General features: G+C 57.5%; 17 protein-coding genes. 9 read left to right on the top strand and 8 right to left on the bottom strand.

Annotated features, from left to right (window positions below):
- The first annotated feature begins 330 nt into the window (after window positions 1-330).
- Complete coding sequence (locus EDM04_RS05150) at window positions 331-1,377, top strand: glycosyltransferase (protein WP_123620076.1); 1,047 nt, start codon at window positions 331-333, stop codon at window positions 1,375-1,377.
- Between the two features lie 369 nt (window positions 1,378-1,746).
- Here EDM04_RS05150 and EDM04_RS05145 read toward each other — a convergent pair whose 3' ends face one another.
- From EDM04_RS05145 to EDM04_RS05120, 6 genes are all read right to left on the bottom strand, one after another.
- Window positions 1,747-2,529 (bottom strand): FkbM family methyltransferase, encoded by a 783-nt coding sequence (locus EDM04_RS05145; protein WP_123620075.1) that lies wholly within the window; start codon window positions 2,527-2,529, stop codon window positions 1,747-1,749.
- A gap of 99 nt (window positions 2,530-2,628) precedes the next feature.
- On the bottom strand, window positions 2,629-3,432 hold the full coding sequence (locus EDM04_RS05140) for a hypothetical protein (protein ID WP_123620074.1): 804 nt from the start codon (window positions 3,430-3,432) through the stop codon (window positions 2,629-2,631).
- Between the two features lie 155 nt (window positions 3,433-3,587).
- Entirely contained in the window at window positions 3,588-4,541 is a 954-nt protein-coding gene (locus EDM04_RS05135; RefSeq protein ID WP_123620073.1) for a GDP-L-fucose synthase, read from the bottom strand.
- The gene (locus tag EDM04_RS05130) at window positions 4,538-5,599 is read right to left on the bottom strand and encodes a GDP-mannose 4,6-dehydratase (protein WP_123620072.1); all 1,062 of its coding nucleotides are present in this window, start codon (window positions 5,597-5,599) and stop codon (window positions 4,538-4,540) included. Before EDM04_RS05130 ends, EDM04_RS05135 begins: the two co-directional genes overlap by 4 nt.
- A 217-nt stretch (window positions 5,600-5,816) precedes the next feature.
- Entirely contained in the window at window positions 5,817-7,613 is a 1,797-nt protein-coding gene (locus EDM04_RS05125; RefSeq protein WP_123620071.1) for an ABC transporter ATP-binding protein, read from the bottom strand.
- 128 nt (window positions 7,614-7,741) lie between these two features.
- On the bottom strand, window positions 7,742-8,728 hold the full coding sequence (locus tag EDM04_RS05120; protein ID WP_123620070.1) for a GDP-mannose 4,6-dehydratase: 987 nt from the start codon (window positions 8,726-8,728) through the stop codon (window positions 7,742-7,744).
- Window positions 8,729-8,862: 134 nt separating this feature from the next.
- Between EDM04_RS05120 and aglF the strand changes: the two genes are divergently transcribed.
- From aglF to EDM04_RS05105, 3 genes are all read left to right on the top strand, one after another.
- Window positions 8,863-9,642: a UTP--glucose-1-phosphate uridylyltransferase AglF gene (gene aglF / locus EDM04_RS05115; RefSeq protein WP_123620069.1), complete on the top strand. Its 780-nt coding sequence runs from the start codon at window positions 8,863-8,865 to the stop codon at window positions 9,640-9,642.
- A 255-nt stretch (window positions 9,643-9,897) separates the two neighbouring features.
- Window positions 9,898-10,026 (top strand): AbrB/MazE/SpoVT family DNA-binding domain-containing protein, encoded by a 129-nt coding sequence (locus EDM04_RS19110; protein WP_094520356.1) that lies wholly within the window; start codon window positions 9,898-9,900, stop codon window positions 10,024-10,026.
- 5 nt (window positions 10,027-10,031) lie between these two features.
- A complete protein-coding gene (locus EDM04_RS05105; RefSeq protein ID WP_123620068.1) occupies window positions 10,032-11,270 on the top strand; it encodes an RNA-guided endonuclease TnpB family protein in 1,239 nt (412 codons plus the stop codon).
- A gap of 16 nt (window positions 11,271-11,286) precedes the next feature.
- On the opposite strand, the gene EDM04_RS05100 is transcribed toward EDM04_RS05105, so the two are convergent.
- The gene (locus EDM04_RS05100; protein ID WP_123620067.1) at window positions 11,287-12,483 is read right to left on the bottom strand and encodes a Cdc6/Cdc18 family protein; all 1,197 of its coding nucleotides are present in this window, start codon (window positions 12,481-12,483) and stop codon (window positions 11,287-11,289) included.
- A gap of 506 nt (window positions 12,484-12,989) precedes the next feature.
- Here EDM04_RS05100 and EDM04_RS05095 point away from each other — a divergent pair.
- The 5 genes from EDM04_RS05095 (at window position 12,990) to EDM04_RS05075 (ending at window position 15,591) form a co-directional block, all read left to right on the top strand.
- Window positions 12,990-13,799 carry an SWIM zinc finger domain-containing protein gene (locus tag EDM04_RS05095; protein ID WP_123620066.1) on the top strand — a complete coding sequence of 270 codons (810 nt, stop codon included), beginning with the start codon at window positions 12,990-12,992 and terminating at the stop codon, window positions 13,797-13,799.
- Window positions 13,800-13,920: 121 nt separating this feature from the next.
- Window positions 13,921-14,229, top strand: a complete 309-nt coding sequence (locus EDM04_RS05090) for a DUF6516 family protein (RefSeq protein WP_123620065.1) — start codon at window positions 13,921-13,923, stop codon at window positions 14,227-14,229.
- Window positions 14,210-14,677, top strand: coding sequence for a transcriptional regulator (locus tag EDM04_RS05085; RefSeq protein ID WP_123620064.1), 468 nt, complete (start codon window positions 14,210-14,212; stop codon window positions 14,675-14,677). Before EDM04_RS05090 ends, EDM04_RS05085 begins: the two co-directional genes overlap by 20 nt.
- Before the next feature lie 189 nt (window positions 14,678-14,866).
- Window positions 14,867-15,142 carry a hypothetical protein gene (locus EDM04_RS05080; RefSeq protein ID WP_123620063.1) on the top strand — a complete coding sequence of 92 codons (276 nt, stop codon included), beginning with the start codon at window positions 14,867-14,869 and terminating at the stop codon, window positions 15,140-15,142.
- Window positions 15,139-15,591, top strand: coding sequence for a type II toxin-antitoxin system VapC family toxin (locus tag EDM04_RS05075; RefSeq protein ID WP_123620062.1), 453 nt, complete (start codon window positions 15,139-15,141; stop codon window positions 15,589-15,591). The genes EDM04_RS05080 and EDM04_RS05075 overlap by 4 nt, the downstream gene beginning before the upstream one ends.
- Window positions 15,592-15,603: 12 nt before the next feature.
- Here the strand turns inward: EDM04_RS05075 and glmS are convergent, their stop codons facing one another.
- A complete protein-coding gene (glmS, locus tag EDM04_RS05070; RefSeq protein ID WP_123620061.1) occupies window positions 15,604-17,478 on the bottom strand; it encodes a glutamine--fructose-6-phosphate transaminase (isomerizing) in 1,875 nt (624 codons plus the stop codon).
- Window position 17,479: the final 1 nt, after the last annotated feature.

Raw genomic sequence — 17,479 nt, 5'->3', positions numbered from 1 at the left:
ACGTTAAAAATTTACATGATCAGGATAGTAATTATGATGCATAAACTGTTCAAGCTGCTTTATTGAAGCGGATGACGTTGAGGGGATCAATATATCCACAGTAATAATAGATTCTCTCTAACTATCGAATTAATAGACTGTTCACATTTCTGAATATAAATTTCACTTCTCCCACGAGAAGTCAGTAGCTGAATCTTGTTAGCAGCAGTACTGAATCGGATGGTCAAAAACCTAATCTCTCTAGCTTATATGGATCCAACAGAACATAACCAACCGTACTCCGACAGCTTCAAGAAGTGAACCCGTCTCTCAGACAACAGACTCAACACAATGGATCTCCCCTACACGCTCAGTGAACTTCGCAGGGGTATTCGAGATCCCAGCAAGGTGCGACGTGAGCTAGTCAGTTGGGGGAATCAGCTTCGATACGCCGAATCGAACATTCGGAAAGAGTTCCACCAGAGAGACAACAACTCAAAGTATGGACTCGTCCTGAACTGGGGGCTACACAAGCGAGATCATTGGACTGCAGCTTGGTACCCATTCTTTGTGAAGCGCTTCGTGGAACGCTTCGATGCCCAGATTGTCACCAGCCAACGGTCCTACGATCGTAAATCCGACAATCTGGAGTACTTGTTTGCCTTCGGCTCCCGAAACAAGAAGGGACCGACGCTAAAGTACGACACCGACTTGGACCAGACTGTCTTACTTTTCGTCAGCGATCCACATAATCGATCGGAATTTCTTGAGCACTACATCAAAGACAACGAGATTGACCGCGTAGTGAGCCCTTACTACTATCCCGTACTTCACCACTTACCTGGCCTTGAGGAAGAGCGGCTTGAGCACTTCCCGTGGCCAGTTCCCGAGAAGTTCGTTGTGGATCCAACAGATATCGAGTATCGGGACGATGATGTGCTCCGAGTTTCCGGCGCGGGGGGTAGTGAGGCCTATGAATTGCGAGACTGGGTCCGCGAACAACCGATGGTTGACGGCTACCAGAACTCCGGGACGCAGAACAAGGTAATGAGCAACGAAGAATATTATGAGTGGCTCCGTAATTTTGACTGTCAAGTGGCCGCAGGGTCGTTGAAAGACAATTGGCAGTACGTTGTCCCGAAGTACTACGAAATTGCCGCCGGCGGCTCGCTGCTGTTTGCGCAGTACTGTCGGGATCTAGAACGGGTGGGTTTTGATGAGTCCAACAGCGTGATATTCCACTCCCGTGACGATTTTACACAGAAGGCCAAGGCTTACTTGGATGACCCTGACTCCTACCTCGATCGTCGTCGCCGCGGAGCTGAACTCGTCGCCGAGCGTCACACTATTTCCGACCGATTGGATCAAATTGAGACACTGTTCCACAGTAGAGTCTGAACTGTCGAAACCACCGATATCTGTTGGATAGTGTGGTGATGTACCGACAAATCAAACTAGAGACTGAATCCACTGGATGGCTCTGAAAACGTCCATCTACTGTGAGATCGCCTCGCGATTATGTGCGTATCACTCAACGATTATCGTAGGAACCACTCATTGAATCCTGTCCTCATCTCACGGAGCAATCCTCTCTTGCGGACACACCCACGGAGTGAACCACTTCCCATGAGTCGATTCATTTGTTATTCGCCCAGCAGTCTCGCGCTGTCACGGACGACGACGAGGTCTATCAAACGGATCGAGGTATCCTGACTGCAGTTTGGAACTTGTCTGAGAGGATGCGTGTATGGATGATTTCTTCCTTGATCATCGTCGGAATTTCGCACGGACGTGAGTCGCACCCTCCCACTGGTTGTGGCCGTCGCTGACGACATCCTCTATCTCATAATCGAGATCGTCAAGCAACGAGACGACCTCGCTGTGGTTTCGGTGGGTCTCAACCAACAGGATATCTGGGCGGACGACCAAGTTCTCCAAGATAGGGATCTCTGCTCCCTCGCAGTCCATCTCGTAGACATCTGCATCCGGGAGATCCTTTGGAGCTACCACACGACGTTTGATATCGCTCCGGTAGGTGAAACTGGGATTAGTCTTGGATGAGACACTGGCGTGGTGTATATTTATTACATCTTCAAGATCGTTGTGGGCTACGGTCGCCTGGATTCGGTCGTAGGCCTCGCTAGAGGGCTCGTACACGTCGACAACACCTTCTGGACCGATTTCGCGCGCAGCGAGGACGGCAGTGACGCCAAGTCCTCCTCCGATAACCACTACTTTGTCCCCAGTTGAGCAATAGGATCGAACCGCGTCTGCTTCGGTTGCCTCGTAGGCTGGCTCGTCAGTCGTAGGCCACGGAGGCTCGTAGAATGGCACGAACCGATCTAGTGGCGAGCGCTCGATTAGGCACTCGACACCGTTGAGTGTGACTATGTTGTACCGAGTCGGCAATCGCTCACGGAGCTCATTGTGGTAAAACGCATTATATCGATGGTGAACCGGTCCGCCGACGAAACGGCTCATTCCCTTGAGGAGTTGTATGAATCCCTCGCTCTGATACTTTTTGTAGGCTTTGGAAAGGAGATCATTCATTTGGGATCAACATCTCTCTGAAGTCAAGTTAGACCTTTTGGATGGATTGGGATGATTCCCGTGATCCGTTTCGCTAGGCGCGTAGCCGTCTCCGATGGATCAGTCGTCGAGGTAACCGAGGGCAGTTAGCCGGTCTTCGCGAGATTCGAGGGTCATCGTCGACTCGACCGGCGGGTCGGGAGAAACGTCACGGCGCGTCTCGCTCGGAATCTCCAGCCACGGGACACGGCGAAGGGTCTTGCACTTCAGGTTCATGGGATGGCCGTACCGCCGCCGAGTGAGAGGAATAATGCGCTCACCGAGGAGTTCAGCGTGATCAGCCGTTACGACGCTGCGGCCGGGCACGGTATCGAGGAGCTGCTGGACGTGATCAAGAGTGATTTCGAGGCTCTCCTGATATGCTTGCTCCATCTCGTCGTGCGAGATGACACCGTCGCGTACCAGTCCGAACTCACCACGACCGTGGTCGCCCTCGACACGGTTATGCATCCAGCCGCTGACTTCGGCACGCTCACAGATTGCGTCGGCTGTCGGTCCTATCCAAGGCTGGTGTGGCTGCATATAGTGGACGATAAGTCGCTTGTTTGGGTACGTCTCAGATGCTTCGATAGCGGCCTGGGTGACATCAGCCGGGAGGACGGTACCGAGATCATCTTTCCATTCGCTGAGCACGCTTTCTATGGTGTGAAAGATATCGTGGGAGAGATCCTCGGCATATGGGTTTGCTGTCACGTACACCGTATCGTGAAGGTCACGGCCCTCAAAGTTCTCCTCCATGAACTCCCAACTCCAGGAACCTTTTGACTGGACGGACTGGAGATTACCATTAAGAGTTGAGACATCAGAAAACGTGTCATAGCGGCAAGCGTCGAGGAGGACGAGTGTGTCCCAGTCCTCCGACATTACGTCAACGCCTGGCAGTGATGTCGCCTCGTAGTACCGATTCAAGATGGGTCTGAGCGCCCCGTCGGTGAGGCGCGCAGCCTCCTCTAGCAGCGTATTAGGGGTTGCGAGCGATTTTTTATATTCTCTTTATTATATCTATCTGGAATTATCATTTAATTCTGGAACTCATACCACTCAATTGTTTCTTCCAGTCCGTCTCGCAATCTCGTTGAAGCCTCCCACCCAAAGCGTTCTTTTGCTCGTGATGTGTCCAGTTTCCTTCGCGGCTGACCGTCCGGCTTGGATGTGTCCCAGTTTATTTCGCCCTCAAAGCCGGTCATCTCAGCAATCAGTTCGATAAGCTCTCGAATCGATATTTCCTCTCCACTTCCGAGGTTAACCGGATCTGATGAATTATACTGTTCCGTGGCATCCAAGATACCTTTGGCTGCATCCTTGACGTAGAGGAACTCCCGGGTGGGTTCACCAGTTCCCCAAGCGGTAATCGCGTCTTTGTTCTGTTCGCGGGCCTCGATACACTTCCGGATGATTGCCGGAATGACGTGCGATGTCTGGAGATCGAAATCGTCTCTCGGTCCGTAGAGGTTCACGGGAAGCAGATAGATGCTGTTGAATCCCCACTGTTTGCGATAGGCCTTAGACTGCGTGAGAAGTGCTTTCTTCGCGATTCCATACGGGGCATTCGTCTCCTCTGGATAACCGTTCCAGAGATCTTCCTCGCTGAACGGGACCGGCGTGTGTTTCGGATACGCACATATTGTTCCTAAAATAGTAAATTTATCCACATTATGTTGGCGTGCCTGTTCAATCAATTCGATACCCATGGTAGCGTTGTCGTAGAAGTACCGGCCAGGATTTTCTTGATTGGCACCGATACCACCGACAGTTGCGGCTAAATGGATGACGGTATCTGCATCGGAATCTTCGAAGGCGCGTTTGATATCCGGTTTCTCTCGCAGGTCGTATTCCTCGCTTCGGGGGACGAAGATATCGACGTTATCGGACCGAGAATTGAGCTCCTCGACGAGATGGCTACCCAGAAACCCCGCACCGCCAGTTATCATCACCGTTCGGTCGTCCCAGAACTTACGGTGTTCTCTAGTCATCGCCAATCCACCCGTCCGTACCAGTTCTCCTTATTTGCTGCATACCATTCGATCGTCTGTTTTGCTCCCTCACGCCAGGATATCTCTGGTTCCCACCCGGTCTCATCGTTCAGTTTCTCGTAGCCGACGAGTAGCTCTTCCACATCGCTATCACCGGGGCGATATCGGTCTTCGCGCTGAACGATCTCGGGGTTCTCCCAGTATCCCTCCTCGCTACCGACCTCTAAAAGCAGGTTTGTCCATTCGCGCATCGAAATATTTTCTCCGTAGCCGTAGACGTACTCTTCGCCGGGATTACCTTCTAATGCCACATGCATGTGACCGCGAACCCCATCGGATACGAAACACATGTCCCGCTTTGGGGTAAGGTTCCCAAGCTCGACGATATCTCGCTCTAGTGCCTGCGTGATGATCGTTCCGGTAATGTACCTCGGATTCTGCCGCGGGCCGTAATTGTTGAACATTCGGGTTGTGACACCCGGCACATCATATGCATCATAATAATTCATCGTGAGAAAATCGGCGGCAAGTTTGGATGTCGCATAGACCGAAGTTGGGTTCACAGGCGATCGTTCACTGAGTAGCACGCGTCCGTCTTCGTCATATTCGTGCTTGTCTTCCATCTGTATATCTACATTGCCGTATTCTTCGGAGGTACCGGCAGTGTCAAACTTTGAGAGATCGAGATCGAGATCGACAACTGTCTGAAGCAAATTTAACGTGCCAGTAACGTTCGTGTCAATCGTCTCATAAGGTCGTTCCCATGAGTCACCAACATGTGCTTGCGCAGCGAGATGAAAGACGATAATGTCGGAGTATTCTTCAAGCGATTCCATTGCTCGCTTAACCGAGTGCTTGTCCCGGAGATCACCGCGATGAACCGTTATATCATCGCGAAGATGGCGGATGTTTCGTAGCTCTCCGCTTGAGGTTGCACGAACAAATACGTGCACATTTGCGCCGTATTTCACAAGTTGTTCCGTGAGATGCGACCCAACAAATCCGTCAGCGCCGGTGACAAAGACCGGGCGTTCTGCAAACTGTGACTCAATATCCATGCAGCAAACAAAATTACCAAAGAGTATGTATCATTCGATTGCTGAAGCGGTACCTACTGAGTCTTCAAACGATATATGTCGGTGTTATCAAAATTACATAACAGATAGCTATCTGCCAGATACGGATATGTTTGGTTTTAAAAACCGCCACAAATCTAGATGAATCATGGAATCAATATCGTAGATCATCTAGATAAGAGTGGTATTAAACCTCAAGTTAGGATTTAGATTGGATGGTGTACAACTCAGCGTAATCTCCCTCTTCTGCAAGCAATTGTTCGTGAGTTCCCGATTCAATAATTTTGCCACCGTCAACTGTATAAATACGATCTGCATTTTTCACCGTCGAAAGACGGTGCGCGATAGCGATAATTCCGTATTCGCGATCCATCGATTCGATCGCACCTTGTACCTCTTTTTCCAGATTCGAGTCTAAGTCACTCGTCGCCTCATCCAACACGAGGAAGTCTGCGTCCTTCAGTAGCGCACGCGCCAACGCTACTCGCTGACGCTGTCCGCCTGACAGTCGAACACCGTCGTCACCCAGCTGCGAGTCGTATCCGTTGGGAAGGTCGTCGACGAATTCGTCGACTCTCGCGATCTCGCAGACGCGTTCGACATCTGCCCGTGTCGCCTCGCGGTTCCCGATCGTCACGTTGTTTTCCAACGTATCGGTGAAGATGTACGGCTGTTGGCGGACGACCGCGATCCGTTCCCGCCACTCCGCGATGTCGTATTCGTCGATCGGGACGCCGTCGCCCCGGATCTCTCCCCGATCGGGGTCGTACATCCGAGCGAGTAGCGAGACTATTGTTGACTTCCCAGCACCCGACTGGCCGACGAACGCGACGAACTCACCCTTTTCGACATCAAACGATAGGCCCCGTAGCACCTGTTCGTCATCGTCGTACGCGAAGTGGACGTCGTCGAACTCGATCTCAGATACCCGTGAGATCGATCGGTCACCGCTGTTTTCCTGTCGGCTATCGAGCTGGTCGAGGAACTCGTTGGTTCGAACCGCGTGTGAGAGGTATCCTTCGACCTGATAGTAGACGCTGTTGAGCGTACTCACTCGCGGAGCGAGCTGGAACATCGCAATCAGGAAGATTCCGAGCTCACCGAGGGCGAGACCGGTAAACGTGAAGCCAACGTAGATCAACACGAAGATCGTGATCGCTGCTGACAGTTCGAACAGATTCTGGATCGCCGCCTTGTTTCGACCGAGGTCGACTTCCGAGCTGGCGTACTGTTCGATCGACTCGGAAAACGTCGAGAACACCTCGTCTCTGAGACCGAACAGCTTCACGTCCCGAATCCCCTGTGTACCGGCTTGAACCGACTCCTGTACGCGCTCGTTCGCTTCCGCGACCCGCGATCCGACCGTGACTGCAGGCTCGATAACGACTCGGAGGAACAGTGTGATTCCGCCAAGTAAGACCATCGCCAACAGCGTCATCGATGGTGCAATATAGAACATCACGCCCACGTACATCAAGACGAGAAACAGCGTTTTCATCAGTCGGACCCCGCTTTTGATTACGCGACCCGAGTAGCGGGTTTCCGTGATGATCGCATTGAGAATATCGTCTGTTCCCTCCTCGTCGTAGTATCCGACCTCTGCGTCAAGTGCTCCGTCGAACGCCTGTGTGCGTAAGTGTTTCTCGTAGCGCTTCGCGAGGACAACGGACAGCCATCTTGCGACGAACGACATCGTGTACCGGACAATCATCACGACCGCGACACCGGCGATCAGATATCCTAACGAGAATGGAATATCAAGAAATTGGTACACACCGATGAACGCTTCCATCACCGGACCGCTCACTTGAGCCGGATTCTCGGATTGAGCTGTCTCAATGATCGGGTATATGAATCCGAGTCCGATGCCCTCAAACAGCGCGACGAAACCGCCGAGGAGGATGAGTCCAAACGTGAAAGCTGGTCGGTATTGAGCTACTCGCTTAAGTGTCCGAATCTTCTCTTTAATCGAAAGCTGCTCTGAGTCAGTGGGCATTACGAGTTACTGAACTTCCATCGGTGAAACCCATAAGATTGCTGTTTACAACTAACGGTGAAGCGGTAGGTTTCAACCGCATCGGCAGGAACCCGCTCTCGCAGTCAGGCGGGTTCACTGGGACTATTCTACGATTCTCTAACCAACGGATCGTACCACGCTTCGTTCGCTTGGTACCACTCGATGAAGGACCCGACCCCCTCGCGAATATCCTTCGTCGGTTCGTAACCGATCAGTTCGTTGGCTTTCGAAATATCTGCGTGGGTGTGCTCGGCGTCACTCGCGTGTCGATCATCGAACGTGATCTCCAGCGACTCGTCGATGGCATCCCGGACCTCCTTTGCGAGCGTGAGAATGTCGATGTTGTCTGTCGAGCCGATATTCATCACTTCACCGTCGGCGCTGTCGTCAGTCAGCAATCGCCGATTGGCGTCGATCACGTCCTCGATGTAGGTGAAATCCCTAGTCTGCGAACCGTCACCGTAGACGACCGGTGGCTCACCGTGGAGACACCGAGAGACGAAGTTCGTGATCGCCATGTTTGGCCGCATCCGCGGGCCGTACACCGTGAAGTACCGGAGCGACACCGTCGGCAGCCCGTACACCTCGTTGTACACCCGGACGTAGTGTTCGGCGGCGAGTTTCGACGCGCCGTACGGCGAGATCGGGGTCGTCGGGTGCTCCTCGTCGTAGGGGAGATACTCCGGCTTGCCGTACACGCTTGACGATGACGCGTTGACGACGCGCGTTACGTCGCTGTCCCGGGCCGCATCGAGCACGTTGAGCGTCCCCTCGACGTTATACGAATTCACCTTTCGAGGCTCCTTCACGCTCGTCCGAACCCCCGCCTGTGCGGCCTGATGGTAGACGACATCTGTGTCTGAGACGAGATCCTCGACGAGTTCGGCGTCGGTCGTCGATCCCCTAACGAGTTCGTAACTTCCCGAGGAAGACTTCGCAGCCTCTCGGCCGACCTCAACGTTGTGCTCTTTGATCCCGAGATCGTAGTACGGCTCGAAGTTATCGAGCACGACGACATCGTGGCCATCCGCAGCGAAGGTTTCTGCGAGGTGACCGCCGATGAATCCCGCACCGCCAGTGACGAGAACGTCCATGCACGACGATACAACAGGACAGTCAAAGGAATTGTGGAACGCTACTCGCGAATACGAGAAGCGCGTGAGATCCCGTTTTTCGAAGCGATATCTCGCTCACAAAGTATTTCCCACCACCTCGATATCTACGAGCCATGCAAGCAGTCGTACTCGCCGCCGGCAAGGGCACGCGACTCCGCCCGCTTACCGACGACAAGCCAAAAGTGCTCGTCGAGGTGAACGGAACGCCTCTCCTCGAGGACGTGTTCGACAACCTGATCGGCGCTGGCGCGACCGAACTCGTCGTCGTGGTCGGCTACAAGGCCGAACAGATCATCGACCGGTACGGCGACGAGTACGAGGGCGTCCCGATCACGTACACCCACCAGCGCGAGCAGCTGGGGCTCGCACACGCCATTCTCCAAGCGGAACCCCACATCGATGGCAACTTCATGCTGATGCTCGGCGACAACGTGTTCCGCGGGAACCTCGGCGACGTGGTGAACCGCCAGCGAGAGGACCGCGCCGACGCAGCGTTCCTCGTCGAGGAGGTGCCCTACGAAGAGGCGAGCCGATACGGCGTGTTAGACACCAACGAGTACGGCGAGGTCGTCGAAGTCGTCGAGAAACCGGACGACCCGCCGAGCAACCTCGTGATGACGGGCTTCTACACGTTCACGCCCGCGATCTTCCACGCGTGCCACCTCGTCCAGCCCTCCGACCGCGGCGAGTACGAGCTCCCCGACGCGATCGATCTGCTCATCCAGTCCGGCCGCACCATCGACGCCATCCGCCTCGACGGCTGGCGGATCGACGTCGGATACCCCGAGGACCGCGACCGCGCCGAGGAACGGCTCGACGAAACGGAGGGTGGCTCTGACACCGAACCAGAGTCGGAGTCCGTAGAAACGGACGGGGCAGCCGTTGACTCGTAGGTAGTGTGGCGACGCAGCAGGCTCGCGGAGGAGTCGGTGCCCACTACTCGGTGAGAGAAACGCTGCCGACGGGGTGGCCCGCCCCACACCTCGTACCGAGTGACATCTCGTACGGGAGTCCGGTATCGGTTGGCTCTCGACTGGGTCCCCCACACCTCGTACCGAGTGTACAGGCAGTCGAGGTGACTGCCCCGGGGCTTGACCCCGGGGGGTGAAGCCGACAGCATTATTCTGCTTGAGTCTGTATAGTTCAGTATGGGGCAAATGGAATGCTACCCGAAACTGCGACAACGGGGTGTCGTCACAATCCCAGAAGAAGTCCGAGACGGACTTGATCTGGAGGAAGGCGACCAGCTGAAACTCACCGTCGAAAAACTCGACTGAGAACGATGAAACACGCGCTACGCTTCCGCGCATACCTACACAACGACGTGGCGAGCGAAGCGTGGCACCAGATCGACACCCTCCGACAGATTCGCAACCACGCCGTCCGAGACTACTACAATTCGGACTACAACGACCGGCCATCTGACTATGACCAGCACGGCAAACTCACCGAATGGGCAGACCGATGGCCGACCTTTGCGGAACCCTCCCGACACGCCGCACAACAGGCCATCAGCCAGATACATAGCGATCTGGAAACACTGAAAGAACGCCGAAATAAAGGCTACAACGTCGGACGGTTGAAGTGGCAAGGCGCGGGTGAATTTCGGTCGGTGTCGTACAATCAATCCCGTCGCTACAACGTGGATCACAACACGGGCGACGGCCGATTCGTGCGGCTCCGCCTCGAAAAGATCGGCTGGTTCAAAATCCGCGCAGACCGCACAGTCCCAGCGGCACAGGACATTGATGAGGTTATCCTGAAAAAAGAGACCACGGGCGAATGGTACGTCTCACTGGTGACCTCTGTAGAAGGCACACCCGTGAAACCGTCACTGGGCGAGATTGACCCCGAAGACTGTGTCGGTGTTGACCTTGGCATCACCAGCTACATCCACACCTCGGAAAACCTGTCCGTGGATACGCTTGACCTGACAGATGAGTACGACCGCTACGCGCGCGAACAGCGAAAACTTGCCCGAAAAGAACACGGCTCAAACAATTGGGAGAAACAACGACAACAAGTGGCCCGAGCCAAACGCGCGATCAAGCGAAAGGTGCGAGACTACCAGCACAAACTCACGACGTGGCTCGTCCAAGAGTACGATGTCGTGGCTGTCGAAGACTTGGACGTGAATCCCATGCTGGAAACCAGCCAGAACGCGAAAAACAAGCAAGACGCCGCGTGGTCGCGATTCATCGAGTTGTTGGAGTACAAAGGTGAATTGCACGGCACGCACGTTGAGGCGGTCGAACCTCGCGGGACGACGAAAGAGTGCGCGTCCTGTGGCGTCGAAACGGATAAGCCAATCTGGGTTCGCGAGCATTCGTGTCCGGCGTGTGGCCATACTGAAGACCGCGACCTCAACGCGGCGAAGAACGTTCTCACTCGCGGTTTGAATCAGTTAGGGGCGGGACGCTCCGAATCAACGCCTGTGCAGACTGCGCTCCCTACGTTCACACCTCAGCGAGAGCGTGTGGATGCAAAGCGCGTCGTTGAAGCAGGAAGCCTCGGGGATTGACCCCGGGGTGAGTTCACTAGTTGCGGTCGAGTGCCTCGACGACGACCTCCGGGGATCGGAGTAGCCGGTGGACGCGATAGCTCCCTTCACCGTGGCCACCACCGGTGTGTTCGCTCTCGGTGATCCCCAAAAACGCCTGTTCTTTGAGGAGTCGCTGGACTCGATCGTAGCTCAGTGGAGACGATTCCGTTTGCGTAACGACGTTCTCGTAGGCGTCGTACACCTCCGCAGTACGAAACTGCGTGCCCTCCGTCTCCGCAGTCAACAACGCAAGCGCGCGGAGGATGTGTTTCACGTGGGGGGTCTGCCCCCCCACGAGCCGCTGAAACCGGTTGATCTCCGCTTTTTTAAGGGAAGCGTCGACGTGCGCTTCGGTGACGATCTCGCCGCCTTCCTTTTCAGCGAGGCGGCCGGCCTCATAGAGGACGTCGATGGCCTTTCTGGCGTCACCGTGCTCGCGCGCGGCGAGCGCCGCGGTCTTCGAGATGACGCCCTCCTCGAGAACTCCCTCGGCGAAGGCGTCCCGGCGGTGATCGAGGATAGACCGGAGCTGGGTGGCGTCGTACGGGTCGAAGACGAGTTCGTTGTCCTGGAGAGACGAGTCGACTCGTTCGTCGAGTCGGTCGCGGTACTCGATCTTGTTGCTGATACAGATCACGCCGATCATCGTGTCGGACTTTCCGCTCTCACGGGCACGGGAGAGACTCCGAAGCAGATCGTCGCTTTCGAGTTTGTCGATCTCATCGAGCACGACGACGAATGCGTCGACGTCGTGTGCTGCGAGCAGTTCCCACGTGATATCCCGATAATCTGCCGCGGCGATCCCCTTTCGTGGAATCGATGTATCAGCCGCCGATTCGCCGAGTGTCGACTGAAGACCACGAGCCATCTCTCGACTCGCCTGCGTCTCCGTCCCGTAGTCGGAGCAGTCGACATACGCCGAGGCCAGCGTGTGGCCGTTTTCGGCGGCCTGTCGTCGTCCTTCACGAATCACACACCTCGCAACGAGTGACTTTCCGGTGCCGGTCTTCCCGTAGACGATCGTGGTCTCGGGCGGCCCACCGTGGATTGCCGGTGCGAGCGCGCTACCGACAGCCTCGATCTCCCGGTCTCGACCGACGACGCGATCCAGTTCAGGCACGTGCCCCACGCGAACGAGCTGTCGATCCCTGAACACGTCCCCGGTTTCGAAGATATCCTCGGCCTCCGGCATGGTTCAATCACTCGTGTACGCCGATAAAAATCTAGCGACCTAAAACCGAGTGAGATAGTGAATTAGCGGACTAAAACCAAATATGAGTGAATATACTGTGATTTTATATACTTTTGATTTAGGTATCTCACACCTAAAACCGAGTGAAGACGAGAACGGCGAGTCGATATGAACGGCTCTATCGTATCTACACTCGGTATGAGGTGTGGGCGTCCGACCCATTACCCCCGGTGGGTCACGTTTCGGTGTTCACTCGGTGTGAGGTGTGGGTCTGAAGCGAGAGAACGCACGCAACGCAGCCAGCGGCCGGAGTTGTGTCAGTTGCTGGTGCCCGTGTACTCGTCAGCTTTCCGTCGATGGAGAGTGCCAAGTGAACCGAAGAACAGACGAAACGAGGGGTGTCCGAAAGCCATCGAATGGCTGACAAGCAGATGTACTGACCATGGTGGCTTCCAGCGATCCAAGCGCAAACTTTTCCGGACAGCCGCGGAACACGGCTCCTGGCCATGGACGTGACCGAGGGCGGGGTCCGAGACCTCTGTACGGACGCGGTGTTCGAGCGCGGAGAGAACTACCTCTCCGAGAACCGCGTCCGCGAGATACATCGCGTCGACACCACCGTGAGTGCCGTCGTGAGCGGAAGCCGCCAGTACGACGTTCGCGTCAACCTCGCGGCCGACGGGTTCGACCCGTGGTGCGATTGTCCGTACGACGGACCGGGAGCGTGCAAGCACGTCGTCGCCGTCCTGCTTCGGTGTCTCGACGAGGTCCCGGCTGACGAGGGCGACCGACTCGACGCCGCGCTCGAGGCTGCGGACCCGGAGACCCTACGAGCGTTCCTCCGCGACACGCTGGCGACCGACGCCGCCCTCCGCGAGCGGTTTTTCGCTCGCTTCGGCGAGACGTCGACGCGGTCGGTCGACGACCTGCGCGCCGCCGTCGACCGGCGGTTCGAGGAGACGAACCCCGAGTACTACGTGGTCTTCGAGCCGATCGACTTCTCGGAGTGGTTCGACCTCGCGGACGAGTATCGCGAGCAGGGCCGAGACGCGTCGTCGGCCGTGGTCTTCCGGGCGCTTGTCGAGTCGCTCGACGACAACATGGACCGCGTCGACGGCGCGTACGATCAGTTCTCACAGGCCTTTGCGCGAGCGCTCGACGGGTACGTCGAGTGCGCTGCGGCCGCAGACCGGGAGGCCGACGAAGCCACGGATGCCCTCGCCTTCCTCGAGGAGCGGGTGGAGTCGGGAACGCCGTATCTCAGTGACCAGTTCGAGCGGGCGGCAACCGAACTGCAAGCGGAACTGGCGAAGTGATCTGGCCGCTGAGCGGACTCGACAGAGCCGACGCAATTTGTGACAGTCCGGATACGGTACAGTTCCGGTTCACCATCACATTTTAATATCGTTGGGGTACGATCACAACATAGGGGAAGCGATGCCTGCTACGGTCGTGTATCGGGAGCAAGCCGAGAAACCGGACGGAAGTCGATACGAGATGATCGCGTGGCAGGTTCCCGAGAGCGAAGAGTTCCCGCAGGGACTCAAGTACAGTTTCCAGTATATAAATCCAGACGGCGACACACTCCTGCGGTACGACAACTCGCCATACCACCGCGATATCGGTCGACATCATCGCCACGCACCCGATGGCGAGATTACGAGACTCGAGTTCACAGGTCTCGCTGGACTGATCGACGATTTCCAAAACGAGGTGACCGAAATCTATGAGCAACGAACCGACTGACACAGAACCCGCACACGACGATTTCACGCCCGAGCCAGATGAGGTCGAATACCCGTCCACCCTCCGCATCACGTCGCTCCCAGCGGAGCAGGCGCAGACAGCAGCGATCGAGCGCGCCGAGCAGTGGGACGAGGGCAAGTCGGTCCCCCACGTCGTCAACTTCGAAGACCGTACACGGCTCCGTCGGCTGCTCACTGAGCGCCGGATGGAACTACTCGAAGCGGTGATGGAGCAGCCACCCGAGAGCATACGCGGGCTGGCGAGCCGGCTCAACCGCGATGTCCACGATGTTCACGACGATCTGCACCTGCTGGCCGAGTACGACATCATCCACTTCGAAGCGGACGGCCGGGCGAAGAAGCCGTTCGTCCCGTACGACACGGTTCGGATCGAAGTCGAATTCGGTCTCCCACGCGGTGACGGGTCGGGGTCGACCGCGTCGGCATGACGGGTGAACCGCCTCGGAGTCAAGCCCCGAGGCACTCGGCCTGCTCAGCCTGTAGATACAACTAGACGACAAATCCACGAAGATATCGGACCGTGATTTAGAGACGGCCGCGCTTTACGAGTGTGTTTGACGAGGTCGATTCTCGGATCAGTGGAAAAGTTAACTACGTTGGAGAAAGAACCATCGTGTATGTCGACAGCCGTGAAAATGGACGATGAGGCGAAATCGAAACTCGAAGAGCTTCAGGCGGAAATTCGACTGAAGACCGGCAAGAAGGTTACACAACAAGAGCTCCTATCGGAGCTGATCGACACGGTCGTCGACTCGCGCTCCGAGTTCATCGATTCGTTTCGCGATGGGGCTCCGAAGTTGACTGAAGCAGAGATCGACCAGTTCAACGAAGGGCGGATCACCTCGGGTGTCGAGACGGACGAAGACGACATCGACGAGATTCTGTACGGATGAGCGTCTTCGTGGACACTGGCGTGTTCTACGCGCACCACGACACGGACGCCAGTCGCCATGACGTGGGCTTTGAGGCACTAAACGAGGTCCTCACCTCGACGGAATACGGCCACGTGATGACGAGCGACTACGTCTATGACGAGGTGGTCACGCTCACGCACCGCCGAACCGGAGATAGCGACGCCGGACTCGAGGTCGGACGACGCATTCGTGGTGACGGATATCCCTCCGCGATCGAGCTTCTCCACACGTCGCCGTCACTGTTCGATCGCGCCGTGGCAGGACACCGGAAATACACGGAACACCAGCTCAGCTTCACCGACGCGATGACGGTGGCACACGTGGAACACCACGATATCGACCGTGTGTTGAGCTTCGACGACGATTTCGACGGCATCGTCGACCGCCTCGTGCCGGAGACGCTCGTCCTCGGTAATCGTGATAGTTGACCGGAGACGGACTTACTCCACCGTCACGCTCTTCGCCAGATTCCGCGGCTTGTCGATCGACCGCCCCTTCTCGTTCGCCACGTGATACGCGAATAACTGCAGGTACACGTTCGCCACTATCGGCTCGACGACGCCCACGTCGGGCACCTCGAAGGACACGTCCAGCGTCCCGAACTCCTCGCCTTCCGACACGCACCCCAACGCCGGCGCGCCGCGCGTCTGCGCTTCGGTAACGTTGTTCATCGTCTCGTTCGCCCGAGCGCCGTCCGTCAACACGGCCAACACGGGCGTCTCGGGCGTCACCAGCGCGAGGGGTCCGTGTTTGAGTTCACCCGCCGCGAACCCCTCGGCGTGGTCGTAGGAGATCTCCTTGAGCTTCAACGCACCCTCAAGGGCCACGGGCACCCCCAACGCTCGCCCGACGAAGAAGAACGCCTCGCTGTCCTGGTACTCGCGGGCGGCCTCACGCACCTGCGCCTCCTCGTCAAGCACCTGCTGGACCGCGCCCGGGAGGCCCCGGAGGTCATCTAACACCGACCGCGCGTCGGCGGCCCCAAGCGCCCCCCGATCGCGGCCCACGGCCACCGCGAGCATCGCGAGCGTCGCGACCTGCGAGGCGAACGTCTTCGTCGCCGCCACGCCGATCTCCGGGCCGGCCCGGATGAACGCCGTTCCGTCGACCTCCCGCGTCACCGTGCTCCCCAGGGTGTTCGTCACCGCGAACGTCCGCGCGCCCGCGGCGTTCGCGCGACGCACCGCCCCGAGGGTGTCGGCCGTCTCCCCGCTTTGTGTGACCGCGACGACGAGCGTCCGGTCCGGGGTCCGCCCCGCGCCGAACTCGTACTCGCTGGCGATCTCGACGGTCGCGCGCACCCCCGCGAGCTCCTCGAACAGCTGCGCGGCGTACCGCCCCGCGTAGTAAGAGGTTCCGCAGGCGACGATCCGGATCTCCTCCAGGTCGGCGAGGAAGCCCGGCGGGAACGACACGTCCAGATCCACGTCGCCGGCGTCGACGTCGAGCCGCCCGGCGAGCGTCTGCCGCAGCGACGAGGGCTGCTCGTGGATCTCCTTGCGCATGTAGTGCTCGTAGCCGCCCTTCTCGGCGGCGTCCGCCTCCCACGAGACGGTCTCGACCGCGCGCTCGACCGGCTCGCCGTGATGAAAGATCGACACGTCTCCGGCCTCGAGCGCGGCCACGTCGCCGTCCTCCAGGTACGTCACGTCGCGGGTGTGTTCGAGGAAGGCCGTCACGTCGCTGGCGACGAACGCGGCGTCCTCGCCGCGGCCCAACACGAGCGGGCTTCCGCGACGCGCCACGACGATCCGGTCGTCGCCCTCGCGGACCGCGCAGATCGCGTAGCTTCCCACCAGTCGGTCCTCGACGTTCCGCACCGCAGCCAGCAGGTCGCCCCCCTCGCCGTCCTCGTCGCTGGCCCCCGCGAGTTCCTCCTCGATCAGGTGCGGGATGACCTCGGTGTCCGTGTCGCTCGTGAACTCGTGGTCGGACAGCTCCGCTTTGAGTTCCTCGTAGTTCTCGACGATCCCGTTGTGGACGACCGCCACGTCGCCCGCGCAGTCGGTGTGCGGGTGCGCGTTCGCGTCCGTGGGCGGCCCGTGCGTACTCCAGCGCGTGTGACCGACGCCGTGGGTCGCGTCCGGCACGTCCGGCACGGTCAGCCCGTCGACCTCGCCCGACCGCTTCGCGACGGTGAGCCCGCTCGACTCGCCCACGAGCGCGACGCCCGCCGAGTCGTACCCGCGGTACTCCAAGTTGCGAAGCCCCTTGTGGACGATCGCGCCCACACCGTCGATAGTACCTCCGTCGCTGGCCGCGTCGTCGCCGTCTTTGCCGACACCAGTACCGACGTATCCGATGATACCGCACATG

It is taken from the genome of Halorubrum sp. CSM-61, assembly GCF_003781945.1.
Lineage (GTDB): Archaea > Halobacteriota > Halobacteria > Halobacteriales > Haloferacaceae > Halorubrum.
This window is presented reverse-complemented; position numbering and strand designations above follow the sequence as displayed.